We start from the raw sequence: 18581 nt of genomic DNA on the forward strand, positions 1-18581 counted from the left end.
TCGGAGGTACGACGATGACGACTCAGGAACTTCCGCCGCTCTCCGGCAAGGTCGCCCTGGTCACGGGTGGCAGCCGGGGGATCGGCTACGGCGTCGCCGAGGCACTGGTCGCCCGCGGCGACCAGGTGTGCATCACCGGTCGGAACGAGGACTCGCTCAAGGAGGCCGTCGAACGGCTCGGCGCGGATCGGGTGATCGCGGTCGCGGGCAAGGCCCACGACGAGACGCACCAGGCCGCCGCCGTCGAGCAGGTCATGGCGGCCTTCGGGCGGGTGGACTTCCTCGTCAACAACGCGGGCACCAATCCCGTCTTCGGCCCCATGGCGGAGCTCGACCTGGCCGTGGCCCGCAAGGTCTACGAGACCAACGTGATCTCCGCGCTCGGTTACGCCCAGCAAACCTGGCGGGCATGGCAGCGTGAGCACGGTGGCGCGATCGTGAACATCGCCTCCGTGGCGGGGATCTCCGCCTCCCCGTTCGTCGGGGCGTACGGAATGAGCAAGGCGGCGATGATCAACCTGACCCTTCAGCTGGCGCACGAATTCGCGCCGGTCGTCCGAGTCAATGCGATCGCACCCGCCGTGGTCAAGACAAAGTTTGCGGAAGCGTTGTACGAAGGCAGGGAAGCGGAGGCGGCAGCCGCCTATCCCATGGGCAGGCTGGGCGTTCCCCGTGACATCGGTGGCGCCGCGGCTTTTCTCACCTCGGATCAATCGGATTGGATCACGGGGCAGACACTCGTCGTCGACGGCGGTATCTTCCTCAATGCCGGAGTCCATTGAGTCGTTTTATGCCTGAATAGCCATGGATTGCCATAAGTGCCCCTCCGGACCACACCGTTGATTCGGAGGGGCGCTGCGGTATGGTTCGCCGACCCATGGCTGAACGAGGAGCGTGTGCACGTGTTCAACCGGACGATGCTGCGGGGCGCCGCGGCCGTTGCGTCCATATCCCTGGTGGCGGGATGCGGGCTCTTCTCCGACGATGAGGCCGATGGGGCGAAGCCGGTGGTCGTCGGCACCACGAGTGAGCCCAGCACGCTCGATCCCGCCGCCGCGTGGGACGGTTCCTGGGAGCTTTACCGAAATGTGTTCCAGACGCTGCTGAGCTTCCCCATCGGGAGCACCAGCCCGCAGCCCGATGCGGCGCAGAGCTGCCAGTTCACGGATGCCACCAGTACGGCATACCAGTGCACGCTCCGGGAGGACCTCACCTTCTCCAACGGTCACAAGCTGGACGCCGCCGCGGTCAAGCACTCCATCGACCGGATCAAGAAGATCAATGTCAAGGGTGGTCCCGCCGGACTGCTCGGATCGCTGAGCGCGGTGCAGACGGAGGGCGACCGGACTATTACGTTCCGGCTTTCCAAGTCCGACGCCACTTTCCCGTTCATCCTCGCCACTCCCGCCATGTCGCTCGTCGACCCCGCCGAATACCCGGCGGACGCGCTCCGCGAGGACGGCAGGCTCACCGGCTCGGGTCCGTACAACCTGGAGTCCTACAAGGAGGGCGACCGGGCCGAGCTGAAGAAGAACACCAGCTACCACGGCTTCGCCGACCGCAAGAACGAGGCGGTCACCATCCGCTACTTCCAGGACTCGGAAGTGATGGTGAGTGCCCTCAAGAAGAAGGAGATCGACGCCACCAACCGCGGTCTGACCGCGGAAGAGGTCACCTCCCTCCAGGAGAAGAAGCCGGAGAACGAGGGGATCCAGGTCGTCGAGACCGTCGGTGCCGACATCCGGTACCTGGTGTTCAACCCCAAGGACCCGGCTGCCGCCAAGCTCCCCGTACGCCGGGCGATCGCCCAGGTCATCGACCGCGACGCGCTCGTGGCCAAGGTCTACAACGGCACCGCGGAGCCGCTGTACTCCATGATCCCGAAGGGCATCGCGGGCCACACCACCAGCTTCTTCGACACGTTCGGCGACCCGGACGTCGAGGAGGCGCGCCGCATCCTCGAGAAGGCGGGGATCGACACCCCGGTCAAGCTGACCTTCTGGTTCACCACCGACCGGTACGGCTCCTCCACCGCCCTCGAGTTCGCCGAGATCAAGCGCCAGCTCGACGCGTCGGGACTCTTCGAGGTCAAACTGCAGAGCAAGCCCTGGAAGGAGTACCAGGAGGGCTACAAGAACGGGCAGTACCCGGTCTTCGGCCGAGGCTGGTTCCCCGACTTCCCGGACCCCGACAACTTCATCGCGCCGTTCGTCGGCAAGGAGAACGCGCTCGGCACCCCCTACGACAGCCCGGAGATCGCCGAGCAGCTCACGCTGTCCCGCAAGGAGAGCGACCGCGGGTCGGTGTCCGTGTCCAACCAGTTCGAGACAGCCCAGAAGCTCCTGGTGAAGGACGTGCGGCTGCTGCCGCTGTGGCAGGGCAAGCTGCATATCGCCGCCAGCGAGGAGATCGCGGGCTGCGAGCGCGCCCTCGACCCGCAGACGATCATGCAGGTGTGGACGCTGGAGCGGAAGACGAGCTGGTAGCGGTCCCCGCCGGGCTCCGGAGTCCGGCCGTGGCCCCGATTGTCAGTGGCCGCCGGTAAGTTCTCTGGACGAGAACTGATCGCTCACCGGAGGTTGTTGACGTGACCGACACCGATATGCTGCCCGAGTCCTGGCGCGGCGTCCTCGGCGAGGAGCTCCAGAAGCCCTACTTCAAGGAGCTCATCGACTTCGTCGAGGACGAGCGCGCCAAGGGGCCGGTGTTCCCGCCGCGCGAGGAGGTCTTCGCGGCGCTGGACGCCACGCCCTTCGACCGGGTCAAGGTGCTGATCCTGGGCCAGGATCCGTACCACGGCGAGGGCCAAGGGCACGGCCTGTGCTTTTCGGTGCGCCCGGGCGTCAAGACCCCGCCGTCGCTGAGGAACATCTACAAGGAGATGAAGGAAGAGCTCGGGCACCCGGTGCCGGACAACGGCTATCTGATGCCGTGGGCCCAGCAGGGCGTGCTGCTGCTCAACGCGGTCCTGACGGTGCGGTCCGGCGAGGCCAACTCCCACAAGGGCAAGGGCTGGGAGAAGTTCACGGACGCCGTGATCAGCGCCGTGGCATCGCGGCCCGACCCGGCGGTGTTCGTGCTCTGGGGGAACTACGCCCAGAAGAAGCTGCCGCTGATCGACCAGGAGCGCCATGTGGTGGTGAAGGGCGCGCATCCCTCACCGCTGTCCGCGAAGAAGTTCTTCGGTTCCCGCCCCTTCACCCAGATAGACGAGGCAGTGGCGGCCCAGGGCCATGAGGCGATCGACTGGCGGATCCCCGACCTGGGGTAGCCCAGGGGACGGCCCTGAGGTGCCGCATCCGGGCGATGCAGGCTCGGAGCCCGCTGCGGGTCTGCTCCGGGTCTGCGCCGGGCATTCCGGGGTAGCGTCGGGATCACCCGTGTCAAGGCGCTGGAGGCCGCAGTGAGCGAGCAGGGTGAGACGCCGGATGACGCCGTCATGACCAGGATCGGGCAGGCGGTCATGCTGCTCCATGCCGGGGACCGCGAGGAGGCGCGCAATCGCTTCGGGGAGCTGTGGCAGCAGATCGGCGAGTGCGGGCCCGCGCTGCACCGCTGCACGCTCGCGCACTACATGGCGGACACCCAGGACGATCCCGGCGACGAGCTCGCCTGGGATCTGCGGGCGCTGTCGGCGGCGCAGGGGCTGGCCGGCGAAGCGGCGTTCCACCCGGCGCTGCACCTCAATCTGGCGGCCGACTATCTGAAGCTCCAGCGCCTCGAGGCGGCCAGGGTCCATCTCGACCGGGCCCGGGCCGCCTCGGCGGTGCTGACGGACGACCCCTATGGCGAGGGGGTCCGGGCGGCGATCGCACGGCTGGAGGGCCGGCTGGCGGGGGAGTGAGCGGGCGGCGTCAGAATCCGGTCGCTCCGTCGATCCGCTCGCGCAGCAGATCGGCGTGCCCGTTGTGCCGGGCGTATTCCTCGATCATGTGGACGTAGATCCAGCGCAGATTGAACGGTTCTCCGGCGCTGTTGGTGCCTTGCGTCCGCTCGTCCAGGGACAGCGGGGCGGTGAGCTCACGGGCGCGTGCGATCTCGGCCTCCCAGTCGCCGTGCGCCCGCTCCCAGGTGTCGTCGGCGGTCACGTGGAAGTCCCCGTCCGGATCCTCCTCGCCGTAGTAGAGCGGGGCTATGTCCTCGTTCATGAGGATCCGGCGGAACCAGTGGCGTTCGACCTCCGCCATATGCCGGACGAGCCCGAGCAGGGTCAGCTCGGACGGCGGGGCGGAGAGGTCCCGCAGCTGCTTGTCGTCGAGCCCCGCGCACTTCTGGGCGAGTGTCTCCCGGTGGAAGTCGAGCCAGCCTTCGAGCATGTCGCGCTCGCCCGCGGTGATGGATGGTTTGGTGCGTTCGGAGGTGGTCATGAGGCGCATCGTTGATCATGGGCATGCTCGGGTGCAAGGCATTTCGTACCTGCCGTGCCGCGGCCTCCCGCTCCGGCGGCGCCTCGTCTCCCGTCAAGGACAGAGCATTCCGTGCAGCAGCTCACCGAACCCCTTCCTGAGCTCGCTCCTGGTGGGGACGGACGCGTGGTACGAGCCGACCGCGCAGGAGAACATCAGCCCCTCGCACCAGGCCACCACCGAGAGGGCGTGCCGCTCGGGCTCGGCGGAACCGGCGCCCCGCATCAGTGCGACCAGCGGTTCGCGGAAGGCGGCGCCCGTCCGGTCATAGAACGCCCGCAGCTCGGGCCGCCTGGTGGCTTCCAGGGCCAGCTCGTAGCGGCAGACCAGCAGCGTGCGATGCCCGGTCAGATAGCGGTGCAGCGCCAGCGACAGCGCGTCGAGCACCCCGTCCACGCCCCCGGTCCCGTCCGGTAGCTCGTCCGGCGTGAGCACCTGCGCCTCCCGCTCGGCGAGCCGCCGGACGGCCGCTTCGAGCAGTGCCTGGCGGGTGCGGGCGTGGTTGGACGTCGACCCCTGGGGGAGTCCTGCCGCCTCGTCGACCGCGCGGTGGGTGAGCCCGCGCATCCCCCGTTCCGCCAGCAGGGCCAGCGCGGTGTCGGCGATCAGCGCGGAGCGGCCAGTGGAGTTGGTGGAGCCGGTGGAGCGTGCGGGCATGAGGGCACCCTACCTCTCGCACTACGGCTGTAGTACCGTAAAGCGCACTACAGGTGTAGTCACGGAGGAATCATGGACCACGCACGCAAGCCCCGGGCCATCGTCATCGGCGGCGGCATCGGCGGACTCACCGCCGCCGTCGGCCTGCACCAGCGGGGCTGGAACGTCACCGTCCTCGAACGCGCCACCGCCCTCGCCCCCGTGGGCGCCGGAATCGGACTCGCCCCCAACTCGCAGCGCGCGCTCGATGTCATCGGTCTCGGCGACCAGGTCAGAGCCCTGTCCGCCTGGCAGGGCGACGGCGGTCTGCGCACCCCACGGGGCCGCTGGCTCAACCGCACGGACAGCGGCGCCGCCGCCGAGCGGTTCGGCGGCCCCCTGGTCCTGGTGCACCGTGCGACCCTCGTGGACATCCTCGTCTCCGCACTGCCCGACGGAGCCGTACGCACAGCAGCGGCGGCCACACTCGCGGATCCGGGCGACGACCGCCGTCCCGCGGTGGTCAGGACCCCCGGGACAGACCTCGAAGCCGACCTCGTGGTCGGCGCCGACGGCATCCACTCCGCGGTGCGCGCCGTGCTCTTCCCCGGACATCCAGGACCCCGCTACTCCGGCTACACCACCTGGCGTGTCGTCGTCCCCGCCCCCGACGCTCCGTTCGCCCCCCACGAGACCTGGGGCCGGGGCCGTCTCTGGGGCACCCAGCCCCTGAAGGACGGCCGGGTCTACGCCTACGCGGCGGCCCTGGCACCCCCGGGGGAGCACGCGGCCGACGACGAGCGGGCCGAACTGCTGCGCCGCTTCGGCGACTGGCACCAGCCGGTCCCCGGCATCATCGCGTGCGCCCGACCCGGCCAGGTGCTGCGCCACGACGTCCACCACATGGCCGAACCGCTGCCCGCCTACCACAGCGGCCGGGTGGCGCTCATCGGCGACGCCGCCCATGCCATGCAGCCCACCCTCGGCCAGGGCGGCAACCAGGCCATCGAGGACGCGATCGTGCTCGCCCAGCACGCGGGCAGCGGTCCGGACACCGGCCGGGGCCTCGCCGCGTACACGCGCGAACGGCTGCCGCGCACCATGGGCATCGTCCGCCTGGCCACCCGGACCGGGCGGATGGCCCTGCACGACAGCGCCGTCGGCGTCGCCGTACGCGACGCCCTCATCAGGGCGGTCTCGCGCTTCGGCCCTGGACTCGTCCTGCGCGGCTTCGACGGCATCGCCGACTGGCAGCCGCCGTATCCTGGCGTCAGCGCGCCCCGGCATACGGGCGCGCGCTGACGCGGGACTCAGGGATGAGGGAGACCACGGTGAAGGTCGGCTGCATCGGGCTCGGGGACATCGCGCGCAAGGCGTACCTGCCGGTGCTGACCACCCGGGCGGATGCCGAACTGCACCTGCACACCCGAACGGCCGCCAACCTCGACCGGATCGCCGCAGGCCACCACATCCCCGCGGACCGGTGCCACACCACCCTGGACTCCCTCATCGCGCAGGGCCTCGACGCCGCCTTCGTGCACGCCCCCACACCCGTGCACCCCGAGATCGTGACCCGGTTGCTGGAGGCGGGTGTGCCGACCTATGTCGACAAACCGCTCGCCTACCAGCTCGCCGACGCGGCCCGGCTGGTGGAGCTGTCGGAGCGCACCGGCACCTCACTGGCCGTGGGCTTCAACCGCCGTTTCGCGCCCGCGTACGGCCAGTGCCTGGACCACCCCCGGGAACTGATCCTGATGCGCAAGAACCGCATCGGTCTCCCCGAGGACCCGCGCACCCTGGTCCTGGACGACTTCATCCATGTCGTGGACACCCTGCGCTTCCTGCTGCCGGGGCCTGTCGAGCACACCGGGGTACGGGCCCGGGTCAAGGACGGGCTCATGCACCACGTCGTGCTGGAACTCTCCGGGGACGGCTTCACCGCGATCGGCATGATGAACCGGCGGGGCGGCTCCAACGAGGAGATCCTCGAAGTGGCGGGACAGGACACCAAACGCGAGGTGCTCAACCTCGCGGATGTGATCGACCACAAGGGCCAGCCGACGGTGCGCCGGCGCGGTGACTGGGTGCCCGTCGCGCGTCAACGCGGCATCGAGCAGACGGTGTTCGCCTTCCTCGACGCCGTGCGCTCCGGGAAGTTCCTCAGCGCCGAGGACGCACTGCTGACCCATGAGCTGTGCGAGCGGATCGTGCGGGAGGCGCTGGAGCAGGCCTCCTGAGCGACCGTACGATCTGGCGCACCACCCCGGTGAGGCACAGCGCCACCAGCACCGCCAGCGCCCCGTACACCGGCCAGTCGCCGATGCGCACATACGGCGTCGTGCCGTGGACCAGCGGAACGACGTACACGGCGGCGGCACTGTCGCCGGTGCCCAGCCGTTCGCCCACCCGCTCGCCGTCCGGCCCGTACACCGCGCTGACGCCGGTGAGGGTGGCGTGCACCATCGGCCGGCCCGTCTCCGCCGCCCGCAGCGCCGCGAGCGAGGCGTGCTGCGCCGGAGCCCAGCTCGACTGGAACGTCGATGTCGCCGACTGGGCGATCAGCACTTCGGCGCCATCCCTGACCAGCCGTCGGCTCATGTCGGGGAAGGCCGACTCGAAGCACACCAGCGGCCCCAGGTGGACAGCCGTACCCGTCCGCCCGTCCGGCACCGTCATCACCACCTGGCGACTTCCGCGCATCCGGTCCTCACCCGCGGCCCGGCCCACCGATGTGGCCCAGCCGAGCAGCGCACGGGCCGGTACGTACTCACCGAAGGGCACCAGCCGCATCTTGTCGTAGCGGTCGCCGGTCAGGCCCCGCGGCCCCACCAGCACACTGCTCTTGAAGATGCCGCCCTCGCCATCGGCGGACCCCGCCCGCGTCCCCGCCGGGCGCCGTGCGTCGACATTGACCAGGATCTCGGCGCCCACCGCACGGGACAGCGCGGCAAGCCGCGCCGTCAGATCGGGCCGGGCGGCCAGATCCATGCCGACGCTGCTCTCGCCCCAGACCACCAGGTCCGGGCTCCGGCCGGACAGCTCCCGGGTGAGCTGCTCACTCCGGTCGAAGCGCCGCTCGGGCCCCTGGACCACCCCCGGCTGGACAACGGCGATCCGGAACTCCCCGTCCGAAGGCCCCGGCCCCGGTGACCCCAGCCAGACCGCCCCCACCGCCACGGCGCACGCGCAGAGCCCGGCCACCGCGGGGACGCGTGCCGTGGGAACAGCCACCAGCAAGGCCGCCCCTGTGTTCACTGCGACCACCAGCAGGCTCACCAGCCACACCCCGCCCGACGCGGCCAACCGCAGGGCGAAAGGCACCTGCCACTGGCTCGCACCGAGCAGCCCCCAGGGGCCGCCCAACCCCTCCCACGACCTGACCAGTTCCACCATCAGCCAGGCCGAAGGCAGTACGGCCAGCGAGGCCACCGCGCGAGCGGACGACGGGTGCCCGCCGAGCATCAGCCGGACCAGCCACCCCCACGGAGCCCACAGCAGCCCGAGCAGCGCCGCCACCACGATCAGGAACACATGCAGGTTCGGCAGCAGCCAGTGGTGCACGGCCAGCATGAAGCCGGTACCGCCGAGCCAGCCGTCGAGCAGCGCACGTCGCGCTGTCGGTGCCGTGCGGACCAGCAGCAGCCACGGTACGAGGGCGACGTACGCGAACCACCACAGCCCGGGAGCCGGGAAGACGAAAACGGGCAGCGCCCCCGCCACGAGCGCGGCCACGCCGCGCCACCACGGCGACGACAGCAGCTTCGTCAGCCGCTCCCGCCGGCCGACCGGAATCCGCATGCCGCGCCTCCCGCGAGCAGTGTCTGTGCCTCCAGTGTGGGTCAGCGGCTCACACGGGGGGACTCGGCGGCGCCGAGGGTCGGAGTCGGGCCTTCGGCGGTGCCGCACTCACTCGGCGGCGCCGACCGGAAACGACGCACGCCGCCACTTCTCCTGGACGGTGACCGAGCGCAGCCGCCAGCCACCTTCCGTACGCGTCAGACTGAAGGTGTACCGACCACCGGACACGAAGTCCGCGCCCGATTCGAGTCTCATGGGATTGACGTAGTCGGACCGCACCTCCGCCCCGTCCCCCGGATAGCCGCCGAGGTCCTGGATGTGCACCCGGCGGTTCACGATCAGATGCTGCCTCACCGGAAACAGCCGGAGTGTCTGCTCCAGCCACCGCGCGACCTCCGCCACAGGGCCTTCGATACCACCGGCGCCGCGGTAGTCGGCGCGTCCGTCCGGAGTGAACAGGCCCCGATAAGCCGTCCAGTCCGCGTCGTCCACCGCCACCGCGTACCCGGTGACCAAGTCGTCGATCGCCAGCCGGTCCATCACCGTCGCGAGATCCACGCGCTGCGTCATCGGCCAAGTGTCGGTCAGCGCGGGCGCGGCGCCAAGAGGCCCGCACGGTCAGCGCCTGAAGCGGCCGACCGGCTCGCCGCGCCGTACCGCCCCGGGCGCACGGGCGGCGGGATGGTCGGCCGCGGCCGATGAGCTGAGTTGCCAGGGCACGCTGGTCACCGTGACCCCGGGATTGAACAGCAGCCGGCTCTTCAGCCACAGTGCCGACTGGTTGTGCAGCAGGTTCTCCCACCAGTGCCCGACCACGTACTCGGGGATGAACACGGCGATCACGTCCTGCGGGCTCTCGCGCACGATGGAACGCACGTACACCAGGACCGCGCTCGTGATCTCCCGGTAGGGGGAGTCGACGACCTTGAGGGGCACGTCGATGCCGTACTCGTCCCACTGGCGCTGCAACTCGGCGGTGGCGTCGCGGTCGACGGCGACAGTCAGCGCCTCGAGCCGGTCGGGCCGGAAGGCCCGGGCGTAGGCGAGTGCCCGGAGCGTGGGCTTGTGCAGGGTCGACACCAGCACGATGGCGAGGACCCGGGACGGCGGTGTCAGCTCGACATGAGGGTCCGTCACTGCCAGTTCGGCCGATGTGGTGTCGTAGTGGCGGCGGATGGCCCGCATCGTCACCCAGAGCACGAGCGCGGCGAGCACCGCCAGCCAGGCGCCCTGGGTGAACTTGGTGAGAAGCACGATCACCAGCACCAGACAGGTGATGACCGCGCCCGTGGCGTTGATGACGCGGGCCGTGTGGTGGCGCCTGCGCAGCGCAGGGTCCCTTTCGGTGCGCAGTTCCCGGTTCCAGTGCCGGACCATTCCGGTCTGGGAGAGCGTGAAGGAGGTGAACACGCCGAGGATGTAGAGGTGGATGAGGCTGGTCACGTTCGCCTTGTACGCCCACAGCAGTGCTCCCGCGACGACGGCGAGGGCCAGGATGCCGTTGGAGAAGGCCAGCCGGTCTCCCCTGTTGTGCAACTGCCTGGGCAGGTAGCGGTGCTGGGCGAGAATCGACGCGAGCAGCGGGAACCCGTTGAAGGCGGTGTTGGCGGCGAGGATCAGCACCAGCGCGGTGGCGGCCTGCACGTAGTAGAAGCCGAAGCTGTGCTCGCCGCCGAAGACCGAGGCGGCGAGCTGGGCGATGACCGTGCGCTGGGTGTAGTCCGCGCAGTTCGGCAGGCCGATGAGGTCGCAGCTGTTCCCCGCGATATGCACCTTGGCGACGATGGCGAGGGTGGTGACCCCGACGAACATGGTGACGGCGACGAGGCCCATCGCGGCCAGTGTGGTGGCGGCGTTCCGCGCCTTCGGTTTGCGGAAGGCCGGCACTCCGTTCGAGATCGCCTCGACTCCCGTCAGCGCGGTGCAGCCGCTGGAGAAGGCGCGCAGCACCAGCATCACCAGGGCGAGACCCATGAGGTCCGCCTCTCCCGGTTCGGGCTCGATGCCGTACTGCGCCGTCTCGGCGACCGGGGCGTCGCCCAGCAGGTAGCGGAGAAGTCCCGTGCCGCACATGATCAGCACACCGGCGATGAACAGATACGTCGGCGCGGCGAACGTACGGCCGGACTCCCGCACCCCGCGCAGGTTCATCGCGGTGAGCAGGGCGACGAAGGCAAGGGCCAGGGCCACCCGGAAGTCGGCCAGCGAGGGGATCGCCGAGATGATGTTGTCGACCCCCGACGCGACCGACACCGCCACGGTCATCACATAGTCGACCAGCAGCGCGGCGGCGACGACCAGGCCGGCCGACTCGCCGAGGTTGGTCGAGGCGACCTCGTACGAGCCGCCGCCGGTCGGATAGGCATGCACCACCTGCCGGTACGACAGCACCACGACCGTCATCAGCAGCACGACCATGGCCGCGATCCACGGGGTGAAGTGCAGATAGGCCAGTCCGCCGACGGTGAGCACCAGCAGGATCTCCTGCGTGGCGTACGCGACCGACGACAGCGGATCCGAGGCGAAGATCGGGAGCGCCAGCCGCTTGGGCAGCAGGGTGGCCCCCAGTTCATCGCTGCGCAGCGCCCGCCCGATGACCAGCCGTTTCAGAAACGCCGTCAGGTTGAACACGGCGCGAGCGTATGCGGCCCCCCATGTGACGACATCCCGCCGCGCCGGGGTGTCGTCACACGGGCGGCCGCATGGCCGGGCCGGGGCGTCAGCCCGCGGACTCGCCCGCGTGCGGGCTGAGGGTGTCCGTACCCACCAGAATGAAGATCACGATGCCGAGGATGATCCGGTAGATCACGAACGGCATGAAGCTCTTGGTCGTGATGAACTTCATGAACCACGCGATCACGGCGTAGCCCACCGCGAAGGCGACGAGGGTCGCGAAGATCGTCGGGCCCCAGGAGACGTGGCCCTCGCCCGCGTCCTTCAGCTCGAAGATGCCGGATGCCAGCACGGCAGGGATGGCGAGCAGGAACGAGTAGCGCGCCGCCGCCTCACGCGTGTAGCCCATCAGCAGACCACCGCTGATGGTCGCGCCGGAGCGGGAGACGCCGGGGATCAGGGCCATCGCCTGGCAGAGGCCGAAGATCAGACCGTCCTTGACGGACAGCTCCTGGAGGCTCTTGCGGTGCCGGGGGGCACGGTGCTTGCCGCCCTCCTCGTCACGGGCCGCGAGGCGGTCGGCGATACCCAGCACGATGCCCATGACGATCAGCGTGGTGGCGATCAGACGGAGGTCACGGAAGGGCCCCTCGATCTGGTCCTTGAAGGTGACGCCGAGTACGCCGATCGGGATCGAGCCCACGATGACGAGCCAGCCCATCTGCGCGTCGTGGTCGCCGCGCATGGCCTTGTTCGTCAGCGAGCGGAACCACGCGGACACGATCCGCGCGATGTCCTTGCGGAAGTAGATCAGCACGGCCGTCTCGGTGCCGATCTGGGTGATCGCGGTGAAGGCCGCACCCGGGTCGTGCCATCCGGCGAACGCCGCCGTGAGGCGAAGGTGCGCGCTGGAGGAGATGGGCAGGAACTCCGTCAGCCCCTGGACGAGCCCGAGGATGAATGATTCGAACCACGACATGAAAGCTAAGCCGTCCAAGTGCTGTCAGGGGTCGGAACGTACGGGTGGCGCGGGCCGCGATCATGCGTCCGCGCCTGGCAGCGTAGCGTCCGGCGGATTCGGCCGAACGGGCGGGCTCCCCCCGGGTGATCTACGACACCGCCGGGAATCGCGATCAGGGGCGGTGGCCGCCGCCCCTCGGGCGTCCCCTGGGGCCTCTGCCGGAGGGCTTTGGTCAGTGGTCGTCATCGGCCGGTCCGGAGACCGTCCAGCCCGGCGCTTCGATACGGGCGGTCAGGCTGTCCTGGGGCGCCGCACCGCCGCAGGCGGCGCATACGACGACGGGCCTGAGCTCCTCCCCGCACTCGTGCACGAGCACGGTCGGTTTGTGCGGGGAGAGGTGCCGGTCGCCCCAGTCCATCAGGGTCAGCAGCACGGACTGAAGCTCGAGTCCGGCGTCCGTCGGGACGTATTCGAACCGCCGGGGCCGCTCGCTGTACGGGACCTTCTCGAGCACGCCGGCCTCCACGAGGCGGCGCAGCCGCGCAGTCAGGACGTCGCGCGGGGCGCCTGTGTTGCGCGCGATCCGGTCGAAGCGGCGGACGCCGAGGAATACCTCGCGCAGCACCAGCAGTGCGTACTTCTCGCCCACGACGGCGAGGGTGGCGGCGATGGAGCAGGGGCGCGGGGTCGTCATGGGGACAGCTTAGGAAGTAGTGGGTTGGAAAATCCAACTCAACCCTCTACCGTGGAGCACTGAGTGGGTCCGGTTTTCCAACTAACGAGGCCGGAGCCATCCCCCTGTCGCCGTGCCCCGAACGAGGAGGCGCCCTCCCATGCGTGATGCCGTCATCGTCGAAGCAGTCAGGACCCCGGTCGGCAAAGGAAAGCCGAACGGCGCGCTCTCCGGGATCCATCCCGTGGAACTGCTCTCCCACACCCTGCGTACGCTCGTGGAGCGTGGCGGGATCGCCCCCGAACTGATCGACGACGTGATCGGCGGCACCGTCGACCAGGTGGGCGAGCAGGCCATGAACATCACGCGGTACGCCTGGCTCGGGGCCGGACTGCCCGAGTCCGTCCCCGCCACCACGGTGGACCGGCAGTGCGGATCGTCCCAGCAGGCCGTCCACTTCGCCGCTCAGGGCGTGATGGCCGGTGCGTACGACGCAGTCGTCGCCTGCGGGGTCGAGTCCATGAGCCGCGTACCGATGTGGTCCAACGTGCCCCCGGGCGCCGACCCCTTCGGCCCGGGAGTCGCCGGGCGGTACCCCGGGGGACTGGTGCCGCAGGGCATCAGCGCCGAACTCATCGCGGCCAAGTGGTCGATCGGACGCGAGGCGATGGACGCCTTCGCCGTGACCTCGCATCAGCGCGCCGCCCAGGCCTGGGCGGACGGCCTCTTCGACGCCGAAGTGGCCCCGATCGGCGGGCTCAGCACGGACGAGAGCGTACGAGCCGGCACGACGGCGGAGGTGCTTGCGGGGCTGCGGGCCTCGTTCCAGGACCCCGTGTTCGCCGAGCGCTTCCCGCAGATCGAGTGGTCCGTCACCGCCGGCAACAGCAGTCCGGTGAACGACGGGGCGTCCGCCGTGCTCATCACCTCGGCGGAGCTGGCCGAACGCCTCGGTCTGCGACCGCTCGCCCGGCTGCACAGCTTCGCCGTGACCGGCTCGGATCCGCTGCTGATGCTCACCGGTGTGCTCCCGGCCACCGAGAAGGTTTTGAAGCGGGCCGGGCTCCGCCTCGACGACATCGACCTCTTCGAGGTCAACGAGGCGTTCGCGAGCGTGGTGCTCGCCTGGCTCCAGGAGACCGGCGCCGACCCGGCGAGGCTGAACGTGAACGGAGGGGCCCTCGCGCTCGGGCACCCGCTCGGCGCCAGTGGCACCCGCCTGATGACGACGCTGGTCCACGCCATGCGCGCCCGCGGGGCCCGCTACGGCCTCCAGAGCATGTGCGAGGCCGGAGGACTCGCCAACGCGACGATCCTCGAAGCGCTGTAGACGACGCGCAGCCGGATGCCCAGGGCGCAGCCCCGCCCCGGCCCCGTCAGGACTCGCGCAGACGGTGGCGCTTGCGCCAGGCCACGGCGGCCCCGGCCAGCGCCGACAGCACGATGAAGCCCGTCGCCGCGAGGAAGACCGGTGAGTCGGGTGACCCCGCCCTGCTGCCCGCGATCACATACGCGGCGGTGTTCGGCACCGAACCGGCGGCCGTGGCCAGCAGGAACGGAACGCAGCCCATACGGGAGACGGCGGCGCAGTAGTTGACGGCGGCGAACGGAACACCGGGGAACAGCCGCAGCGCCAGCACCGAGCGGAACCCATGGCGGCTCAGCTGACCGTCGGCGACCTTCAGCCAGCGCCCGCGCAGCAGAGGGCGCAGCGCCTCCTGCCCCAGCACCCGCCCCAGGGTGAAGGAGATGCCGGCCCCGATCACCGTGCCCGCGATCGCCGCCGCGAGCCCGGCGGGGGCACCGAAGAGCGCGCCCGCGGCCAGATTCAGCAGCGGGCGCGGCACCAGTGCGGCGGTGCACAGCCCGTAGCAGACACCGAACAGGGCCAACGCCGTGCCGCCGCTCAGCTGCGGCGGCCAGCCGGCGGCCAGCAGCCGCTGCGGCTCGTAGACCAGCACGGCGCAGGCCGCGGACACGAGCAGCAGCGCCAGCAGTACCAGCCGCGCCCAGGGCGAGAGCAGGGCCCGGCCACAGCGCAGGGCGAGGCCGTCCCGCGGTCCGGTTACGGGGTCGAGCATCCGGGGAGACTATCCGACGAATCGGTTCGATCGCCGTAATCTGTGCCGCATGACGCTCCCGGCCGCGCTCGCCAGCGCACTCGCAGACACCGTGCTGGACCGGCTCACCACCGTCTACGCGGCTGCCGCCGACCCTGCACGTGCGGTTGAGGCCGCCGCGTACATGAAGCACGTCGCGCCGTTCCTCGGCCTGCGCACCCCCGATCGGCGCGCCCTGTCCCGCACCGTGCTCCGGGGCACTCCGCGTCCGGACGAGACCGACTGCACCGCGATCGCGCTGCGCTGCTGGGACCTGCCCGAGCGCGAGTACCACTACTTCGCCGCCGACTACCTGCGCCGCTGGGTCGGGCACTGCTCACCGGGATTCCTGCCGGTGGTACGGCACCTCCTGGTCACCGTCTCCTGGTGGGACACCGTCGACACCCTCGCGGCGCATGTCGTCGGCCCTCTCGTCGCGGCCGACCCCGCACTGGTGTCCGTGATGGACGAGTGGATCGAGGACGACAACCTCTGGATCGCCCGTACCGCGCTGCTGCACCAGCTCCGCTACAAGGCCGACACCGACGCCGGGCGCCTCTTCCGCTACTGCCTGCGTCAGTCGGACCACACCGACTTCTTCATCCGCAAGGCGATCGGCTGGAGCCTGCGCGAGTACGCCAAGACCGATCCGGACGCGGTGCGCGCCTTCGTCGACGAAGCACATGACCGGCTCGCCCCGCTCTCCGTACGAGAGGCGCTCAAGAACATCCGACACGCGGGTTCCTGACGGCACGCCGCACCCGAAAACCATTCGACGTGGACCCCACCGTCCATCGATCATGGACGCATGTTCCGGTACGCCTTCACCTCAGCGCCGTCCGCAGTCGCGGGCGCGCCGAAGGCTGCCGCCTTCCTGGCCGCGGTCGCGGTCGATGCCGCCACGACCGCCGCTGCGGTCGCCGCGGTCGCGGCGTTCGCAGCGGCAGTCGCCGCCGCGCCGCTCGACGGCGCCCGAAGCTGACCCTCTCCGGATTGTCCGGCGGACCCCGCAGGGGGAGGGTCGGTCCGGTCAAGGGGTCCCCCTCCGCAGGGAGTTCACGCGGGGAATCGCGCGAAGAGTTCCGGGAAGGAACCGCGACAGCCATGCCCAAGACGGCATTCGTGCGCACCAAGCCGCACCTCAACATCGGCACCATGGGCCACGTCGACCACGGCAAGACCACCCTCACCGCCGCCATCACCAAAGTGCTCAGCGAGCGCACCCCCAACGACGGCGCCACCAGCTCCGGCGGATCCACGACGTACGTGCCCTTCGACCGGATCGACCGCGCGCCCGAGGAGGCCGCCCGCGGTATCACCATCAACATCGCGCACGTCGAGTACGAGACCGACACCCGGCACTACGCCCATGTCGACATGCCCGGCCACGCCGACTACGTCAAGAACATGGTCACCGGGGCCGCGCAACTCGACGGGGCCATCCTGGTGGTCTCCGCGCTCGACGGCATCATGCCGCAGACCGCCGAGCACGTCCTGCTGGCCCGTCAGGTCGGTGTCGACCACATCGTCGTCGCCCTCAACAAGGCGGACGCCGGCGACCCCGAGCTCACGGACCTGGTCGAGCTCGAAGTCCGCGAGCTGCTCACCGCACACGGATACGGCGGTGACTCGGTGCCGGTCGTCCGGGTGTCCGGGCTGCGGGCGCTGGAGGGGGACCCCCGGTGGACGGCGGCCATAGGGGCGCTGCTCGACGCGGTCGACACCTATGTGCCCGTGCCGGTCCGCTACACGGACGCGCCGTTCCTGATGCCGGTGGAGAACGTCCTCACCATCACCGGGCGCGGCACGGTGGTCACGGGAGCGGTCGAGCGGGGCACCGTACGGGTCGGCGACCGGGTGCAGGTGCTCGGCGCGGAGGTGACCACCGTCGTCACCGGTCTGGAGACCTTCGGTAAGCCCATGGAGTCGGCGGAGGCCGGCGACAACGTGGCGCTGCTGCTGCGGGGTGTGCCGCGCGACGCCGTGCGCCGCGGGCATGTCGTCGCGGCGCCGGAAAGCGTTGTGCCCCGCCGCCGCTTCACGGCGCAGGTGTACGTGCTGTCCGCCCGTGAGGGCGGCCGTACGACCCCGGTCGGCACCGGTTACCGGCCGCAGTTCTACATCCGCACGGCCGATGTCGTCGGGGACGTGGACCTCGGTGAGCCGGCGATCGCCCGCCCGGGCGACACGGTCACGATGACCGTGGAGCTCGCCCGTGACATCCCGTTGGAGCCCGGTCTCGGCTTCGCGATCCGCGAAGGGGGCCGCACGGTCGGCGCGGGGACCGTGACCGAGCTGCTCTGACCGGCGCGATCCGGCGTGAAGGGTCCGCCACCCGCCACAAGCGGGGGGCGGACCCGGCCGTCCGGCGCCACACTGTTGCCATGGCGGACAAGGACGACGCAGCGAAGCAGGCACCGGCAGCCAAGCGCGCATCGAACGAGCACCGCACGGCCCTCGTACTGGGCGGCGGCGGCCTCGCCGGGATCGGCTGGGAGATCGGCATTCTGAGCGGACTCGCCCGGGAGGGTGTCGACCCGACGGATGCGGATCTGATCGTCGGTACATCGGCGGGCTCGGTCGTCGGTGCCCAGCTCGGTTCCGGACGGCTCACCCTGCCCGATTTGTACGACCGTCAGCTCGCCGACCCCGACGGGGAGGTTCCCGCCGGCATGGGGGCGGCCGTGCTGGCCCGCTACCTCTGGGGTGTCCTGTGGTGCCGCGAACCCGAGGCCTACGGTGCGCGTATGGGGCGGCTCGCCCTGTCCGCCCCTACCGAGCCGGAAGAGGTACGCCGGGCGGTCTTCGCCGAGCGGCTGCTCACACACGAATGGCCGCGTGCGCGGCGACTGGTCGTCACCGCCGTCGACGCGGTCAGCGGCGAGTTCCGCGCCTTCGACCGCGACAGCGGTGTGGACCTGATCGACGCGGTCGGCGCGAGCTGCGCCGTACCGGGTGTCTGGCCACCCGTCACCATCGGCGGAAGGCGCTTCATCGACGGCGGAGTCCGCTCCTCCACCAACGCCGACCTCGCCCTGGGATACGGAACCGTCGTCATCGTGGCCCCCATCGCGGTCGGTGGCGGCCCCGTGCTCTCCGCCCGCACCCTGGCCGCCCGGCTGGCCGCATCGGGCGCCCGGGTGACCCTGATCACCCCGGACCGGGCCGCTCGCAGGGCGTTCGGCCGCAATGTCCTCGACCCCGCCCGCCGCGCGCCATCGGCACGCGCGGGTCTCGCACAGGCCAAGGCCCACGCGGACGCTGTGGGGGCGGTCTGGCCCTCCGGTGCCAAGTCCTCCCGCACCAAGCTCTCCGGTACGACCTCGGGAGCCAAACCCTCCCGGACCAAGCCCTGAGCCCGGCAGGATCGCCCGAATGCAGTAGTCCGGGCGCAC

19 protein-coding genes are annotated in these 18581 nt (G+C 70.5%); 11 read left to right on the forward strand and 8 right to left on the reverse strand.

From position 1 onward, the window contains the following. Positions 1–14 precede the first annotated feature (14 nt). The 4 genes from ABZ532_RS18820 (at position 15) to ABZ532_RS18835 (ending at position 3844) form a co-directional block, all read left to right on the forward strand. The gene (locus ABZ532_RS18820; RefSeq protein WP_361284354.1) at positions 15–782 is read left to right on the forward strand and encodes an SDR family oxidoreductase; all 768 of its coding nucleotides are present in this window, start codon (positions 15–17) and stop codon (positions 780–782) included. 120 nt (positions 783–902) lie between these two features. After that, positions 903–2486, forward strand: a complete 1584-nt coding sequence (locus ABZ532_RS18825) for an ABC transporter substrate-binding protein (protein WP_361284357.1) — start codon at positions 903–905, stop codon at positions 2484–2486. Positions 2487–2587: 101 nt separating this feature from the next. Then, positions 2588–3271 carry a uracil-DNA glycosylase gene (ung, locus tag ABZ532_RS18830; RefSeq protein ID WP_361284360.1) on the forward strand — a complete coding sequence of 228 codons (684 nt, stop codon included), beginning with the start codon at positions 2588–2590 and terminating at the stop codon, positions 3269–3271. A 132-nt stretch (positions 3272–3403) separates the two neighbouring features. Then, on the forward strand, positions 3404–3844 hold the full coding sequence (locus ABZ532_RS18835; protein ID WP_361284363.1) for a hypothetical protein: 441 nt from the start codon (positions 3404–3406) through the stop codon (positions 3842–3844). Between the two features lie 10 nt (positions 3845–3854). Here the strand turns inward: ABZ532_RS18835 and ABZ532_RS18840 are convergent, their stop codons facing one another. After that, complete coding sequence (locus ABZ532_RS18840; protein WP_361284366.1) at positions 3855–4367, reverse strand: DinB family protein; 513 nt, start codon at positions 4365–4367, stop codon at positions 3855–3857. Positions 4368–4460: 93 nt separating this feature from the next. Then, positions 4461–5063: a TetR family transcriptional regulator gene (locus tag ABZ532_RS18845; RefSeq protein WP_361284369.1), complete on the reverse strand. Its 603-nt coding sequence runs from the start codon at positions 5061–5063 to the stop codon at positions 4461–4463. Between the two features lie 72 nt (positions 5064–5135). Between ABZ532_RS18845 and ABZ532_RS18850 the strand changes: the two genes are divergently transcribed. Together ABZ532_RS18850 and ABZ532_RS18855 are read left to right on the forward strand one after the other, a co-directional pair. Beyond that, positions 5136–6344: an FAD-dependent monooxygenase gene (locus tag ABZ532_RS18850; RefSeq protein WP_361284372.1), complete on the forward strand. Its 1209-nt coding sequence runs from the start codon at positions 5136–5138 to the stop codon at positions 6342–6344. 29 nt (positions 6345–6373) lie between these two features. Further along, on the forward strand, positions 6374–7279 hold the full coding sequence (locus ABZ532_RS18855; protein ID WP_361284750.1) for a Gfo/Idh/MocA family oxidoreductase: 906 nt from the start codon (positions 6374–6376) through the stop codon (positions 7277–7279). Here ABZ532_RS18855 and lnt read toward each other — a convergent pair. The 5 genes from lnt to ABZ532_RS18880 form a co-directional block, all read right to left on the reverse strand. Continuing rightward, entirely contained in the window at positions 7203–8840 is a 1638-nt protein-coding gene (lnt, locus tag ABZ532_RS18860; RefSeq protein ID WP_361284375.1) for an apolipoprotein N-acyltransferase, read from the reverse strand. The two genes, ABZ532_RS18855 and lnt, sit on opposite strands and share 77 nt — an antisense overlap. Positions 8841–8948: 108 nt before the next feature. Further along, positions 8949–9410, reverse strand: coding sequence for a nuclear transport factor 2 family protein (locus ABZ532_RS18865; protein ID WP_361284378.1), 462 nt, complete (start codon positions 9408–9410; stop codon positions 8949–8951). Between the two features lie 48 nt (positions 9411–9458). Further along, positions 9459–11471, reverse strand: coding sequence for an APC family permease (locus tag ABZ532_RS18870; protein WP_361284381.1), 2013 nt, complete (start codon positions 11469–11471; stop codon positions 9459–9461). An 88-nt stretch (positions 11472–11559) separates the two neighbouring features. Further along, positions 11560–12432 (reverse strand): undecaprenyl-diphosphate phosphatase, encoded by an 873-nt coding sequence (locus ABZ532_RS18875; RefSeq protein WP_361284384.1) that lies wholly within the window; start codon positions 12430–12432, stop codon positions 11560–11562. A 214-nt stretch (positions 12433–12646) separates the two neighbouring features. Then, positions 12647–13108 carry a helix-turn-helix domain-containing protein gene (locus ABZ532_RS18880; RefSeq protein ID WP_361284387.1) on the reverse strand — a complete coding sequence of 154 codons (462 nt, stop codon included), beginning with the start codon at positions 13106–13108 and terminating at the stop codon, positions 12647–12649. Between the two features lie 139 nt (positions 13109–13247). Between ABZ532_RS18880 and ABZ532_RS18885 the strand changes: the two genes are divergently transcribed. Next, entirely contained in the window at positions 13248–14417 is a 1170-nt protein-coding gene (locus ABZ532_RS18885) for a thiolase family protein (protein ID WP_361284390.1), read from the forward strand. A gap of 46 nt (positions 14418–14463) precedes the next feature. On the opposite strand, the gene ABZ532_RS18890 is transcribed toward ABZ532_RS18885, so the two are convergent. Continuing rightward, entirely contained in the window at positions 14464–15168 is a 705-nt protein-coding gene (locus ABZ532_RS18890) for a VTT domain-containing protein (RefSeq protein ID WP_361284393.1), read from the reverse strand. Between the two features lie 49 nt (positions 15169–15217). Between ABZ532_RS18890 and ABZ532_RS18895 the strand changes: the two genes are divergently transcribed. The 4 genes from ABZ532_RS18895 (at position 15218) to ABZ532_RS18910 (ending at position 18542) form a co-directional block, all read left to right on the forward strand. Then, the gene (locus ABZ532_RS18895; protein WP_361284396.1) at positions 15218–15934 is read left to right on the forward strand and encodes a DNA alkylation repair protein; all 717 of its coding nucleotides are present in this window, start codon (positions 15218–15220) and stop codon (positions 15932–15934) included. Between the two features lie 60 nt (positions 15935–15994). Next, entirely contained in the window at positions 15995–16168 is a 174-nt protein-coding gene (locus tag ABZ532_RS18900) for a hypothetical protein (RefSeq protein WP_361284399.1), read from the forward strand. A gap of 122 nt (positions 16169–16290) precedes the next feature. Next, positions 16291–17490, forward strand: coding sequence for an elongation factor Tu (gene tuf / locus ABZ532_RS18905; protein ID WP_361284402.1), 1200 nt, complete (start codon positions 16291–16293; stop codon positions 17488–17490). Positions 17491–17570: 80 nt separating this feature from the next. After that, complete coding sequence (locus ABZ532_RS18910; RefSeq protein WP_361284405.1) at positions 17571–18542, forward strand: patatin-like phospholipase family protein; 972 nt, start codon at positions 17571–17573, stop codon at positions 18540–18542. Positions 18543–18581: the final 39 nt, after the last annotated feature.

It is taken from the genome of Streptomyces sp. NPDC019396 (assembly GCF_040632375.1).
Taxonomy (GTDB): Bacteria; Actinomycetota; Actinomycetes; order Streptomycetales; family Streptomycetaceae; genus Streptomyces.

Bases quoted from the DNA above. Each gene is read 5' to 3' on its own strand.
- ABZ532_RS18875 (WP_361284384.1), bottom strand. From the start codon at position 12,432: ATGTCGTGGTTCGAATCATTCATCCTCGGGCTCGTCCAGGGGCTGACG.
- lnt (WP_361284375.1), bottom strand. From the start codon at position 8,840: ATGCGGATTCCGGTCGGCCGGCGGGAGCGGCTGACGAAGCTGCTGTCG.
- ABZ532_RS18910 (WP_361284405.1), top strand. From the start codon at position 17,571: ATGGCGGACAAGGACGACGCAGCGAAGCAGGCACCGGCAGCCAAGCGC.
- ABZ532_RS18850 (WP_361284372.1), top strand. From the start codon at position 5,136: ATGGACCACGCACGCAAGCCCCGGGCCATCGTCATCGGCGGCGGCATC.
- ABZ532_RS18885 (WP_361284390.1), top strand. From the start codon at position 13,248: ATGCGTGATGCCGTCATCGTCGAAGCAGTCAGGACCCCGGTCGGCAAA.
- ABZ532_RS18820 (WP_361284354.1), top strand. From the start codon at position 15: ATGACGACTCAGGAACTTCCGCCGCTCTCCGGCAAGGTCGCCCTGGTC.
- tuf (WP_361284402.1), top strand. From the start codon at position 16,291: ATGCCCAAGACGGCATTCGTGCGCACCAAGCCGCACCTCAACATCGGC.
- ABZ532_RS18865 (WP_361284378.1), bottom strand. From the start codon at position 9,410: ATGACGCAGCGCGTGGATCTCGCGACGGTGATGGACCGGCTGGCGATC.
- ABZ532_RS18880 (WP_361284387.1), bottom strand. From the start codon at position 13,108: ATGACGACCCCGCGCCCCTGCTCCATCGCCGCCACCCTCGCCGTCGTG.
- ABZ532_RS18895 (WP_361284396.1), top strand. From the start codon at position 15,218: ATGACGCTCCCGGCCGCGCTCGCCAGCGCACTCGCAGACACCGTGCTG.
- ABZ532_RS18845 (WP_361284369.1), bottom strand. From the start codon at position 5,063: ATGCCCGCACGCTCCACCGGCTCCACCAACTCCACTGGCCGCTCCGCG.
- ABZ532_RS18890 (WP_361284393.1), bottom strand. From the start codon at position 15,168: ATGCTCGACCCCGTAACCGGACCGCGGGACGGCCTCGCCCTGCGCTGT.
- ABZ532_RS18900 (WP_361284399.1), top strand. From the start codon at position 15,995: ATGTTCCGGTACGCCTTCACCTCAGCGCCGTCCGCAGTCGCGGGCGCG.
- ABZ532_RS18840 (WP_361284366.1), bottom strand. From the start codon at position 4,367: ATGACCACCTCCGAACGCACCAAACCATCCATCACCGCGGGCGAGCGC.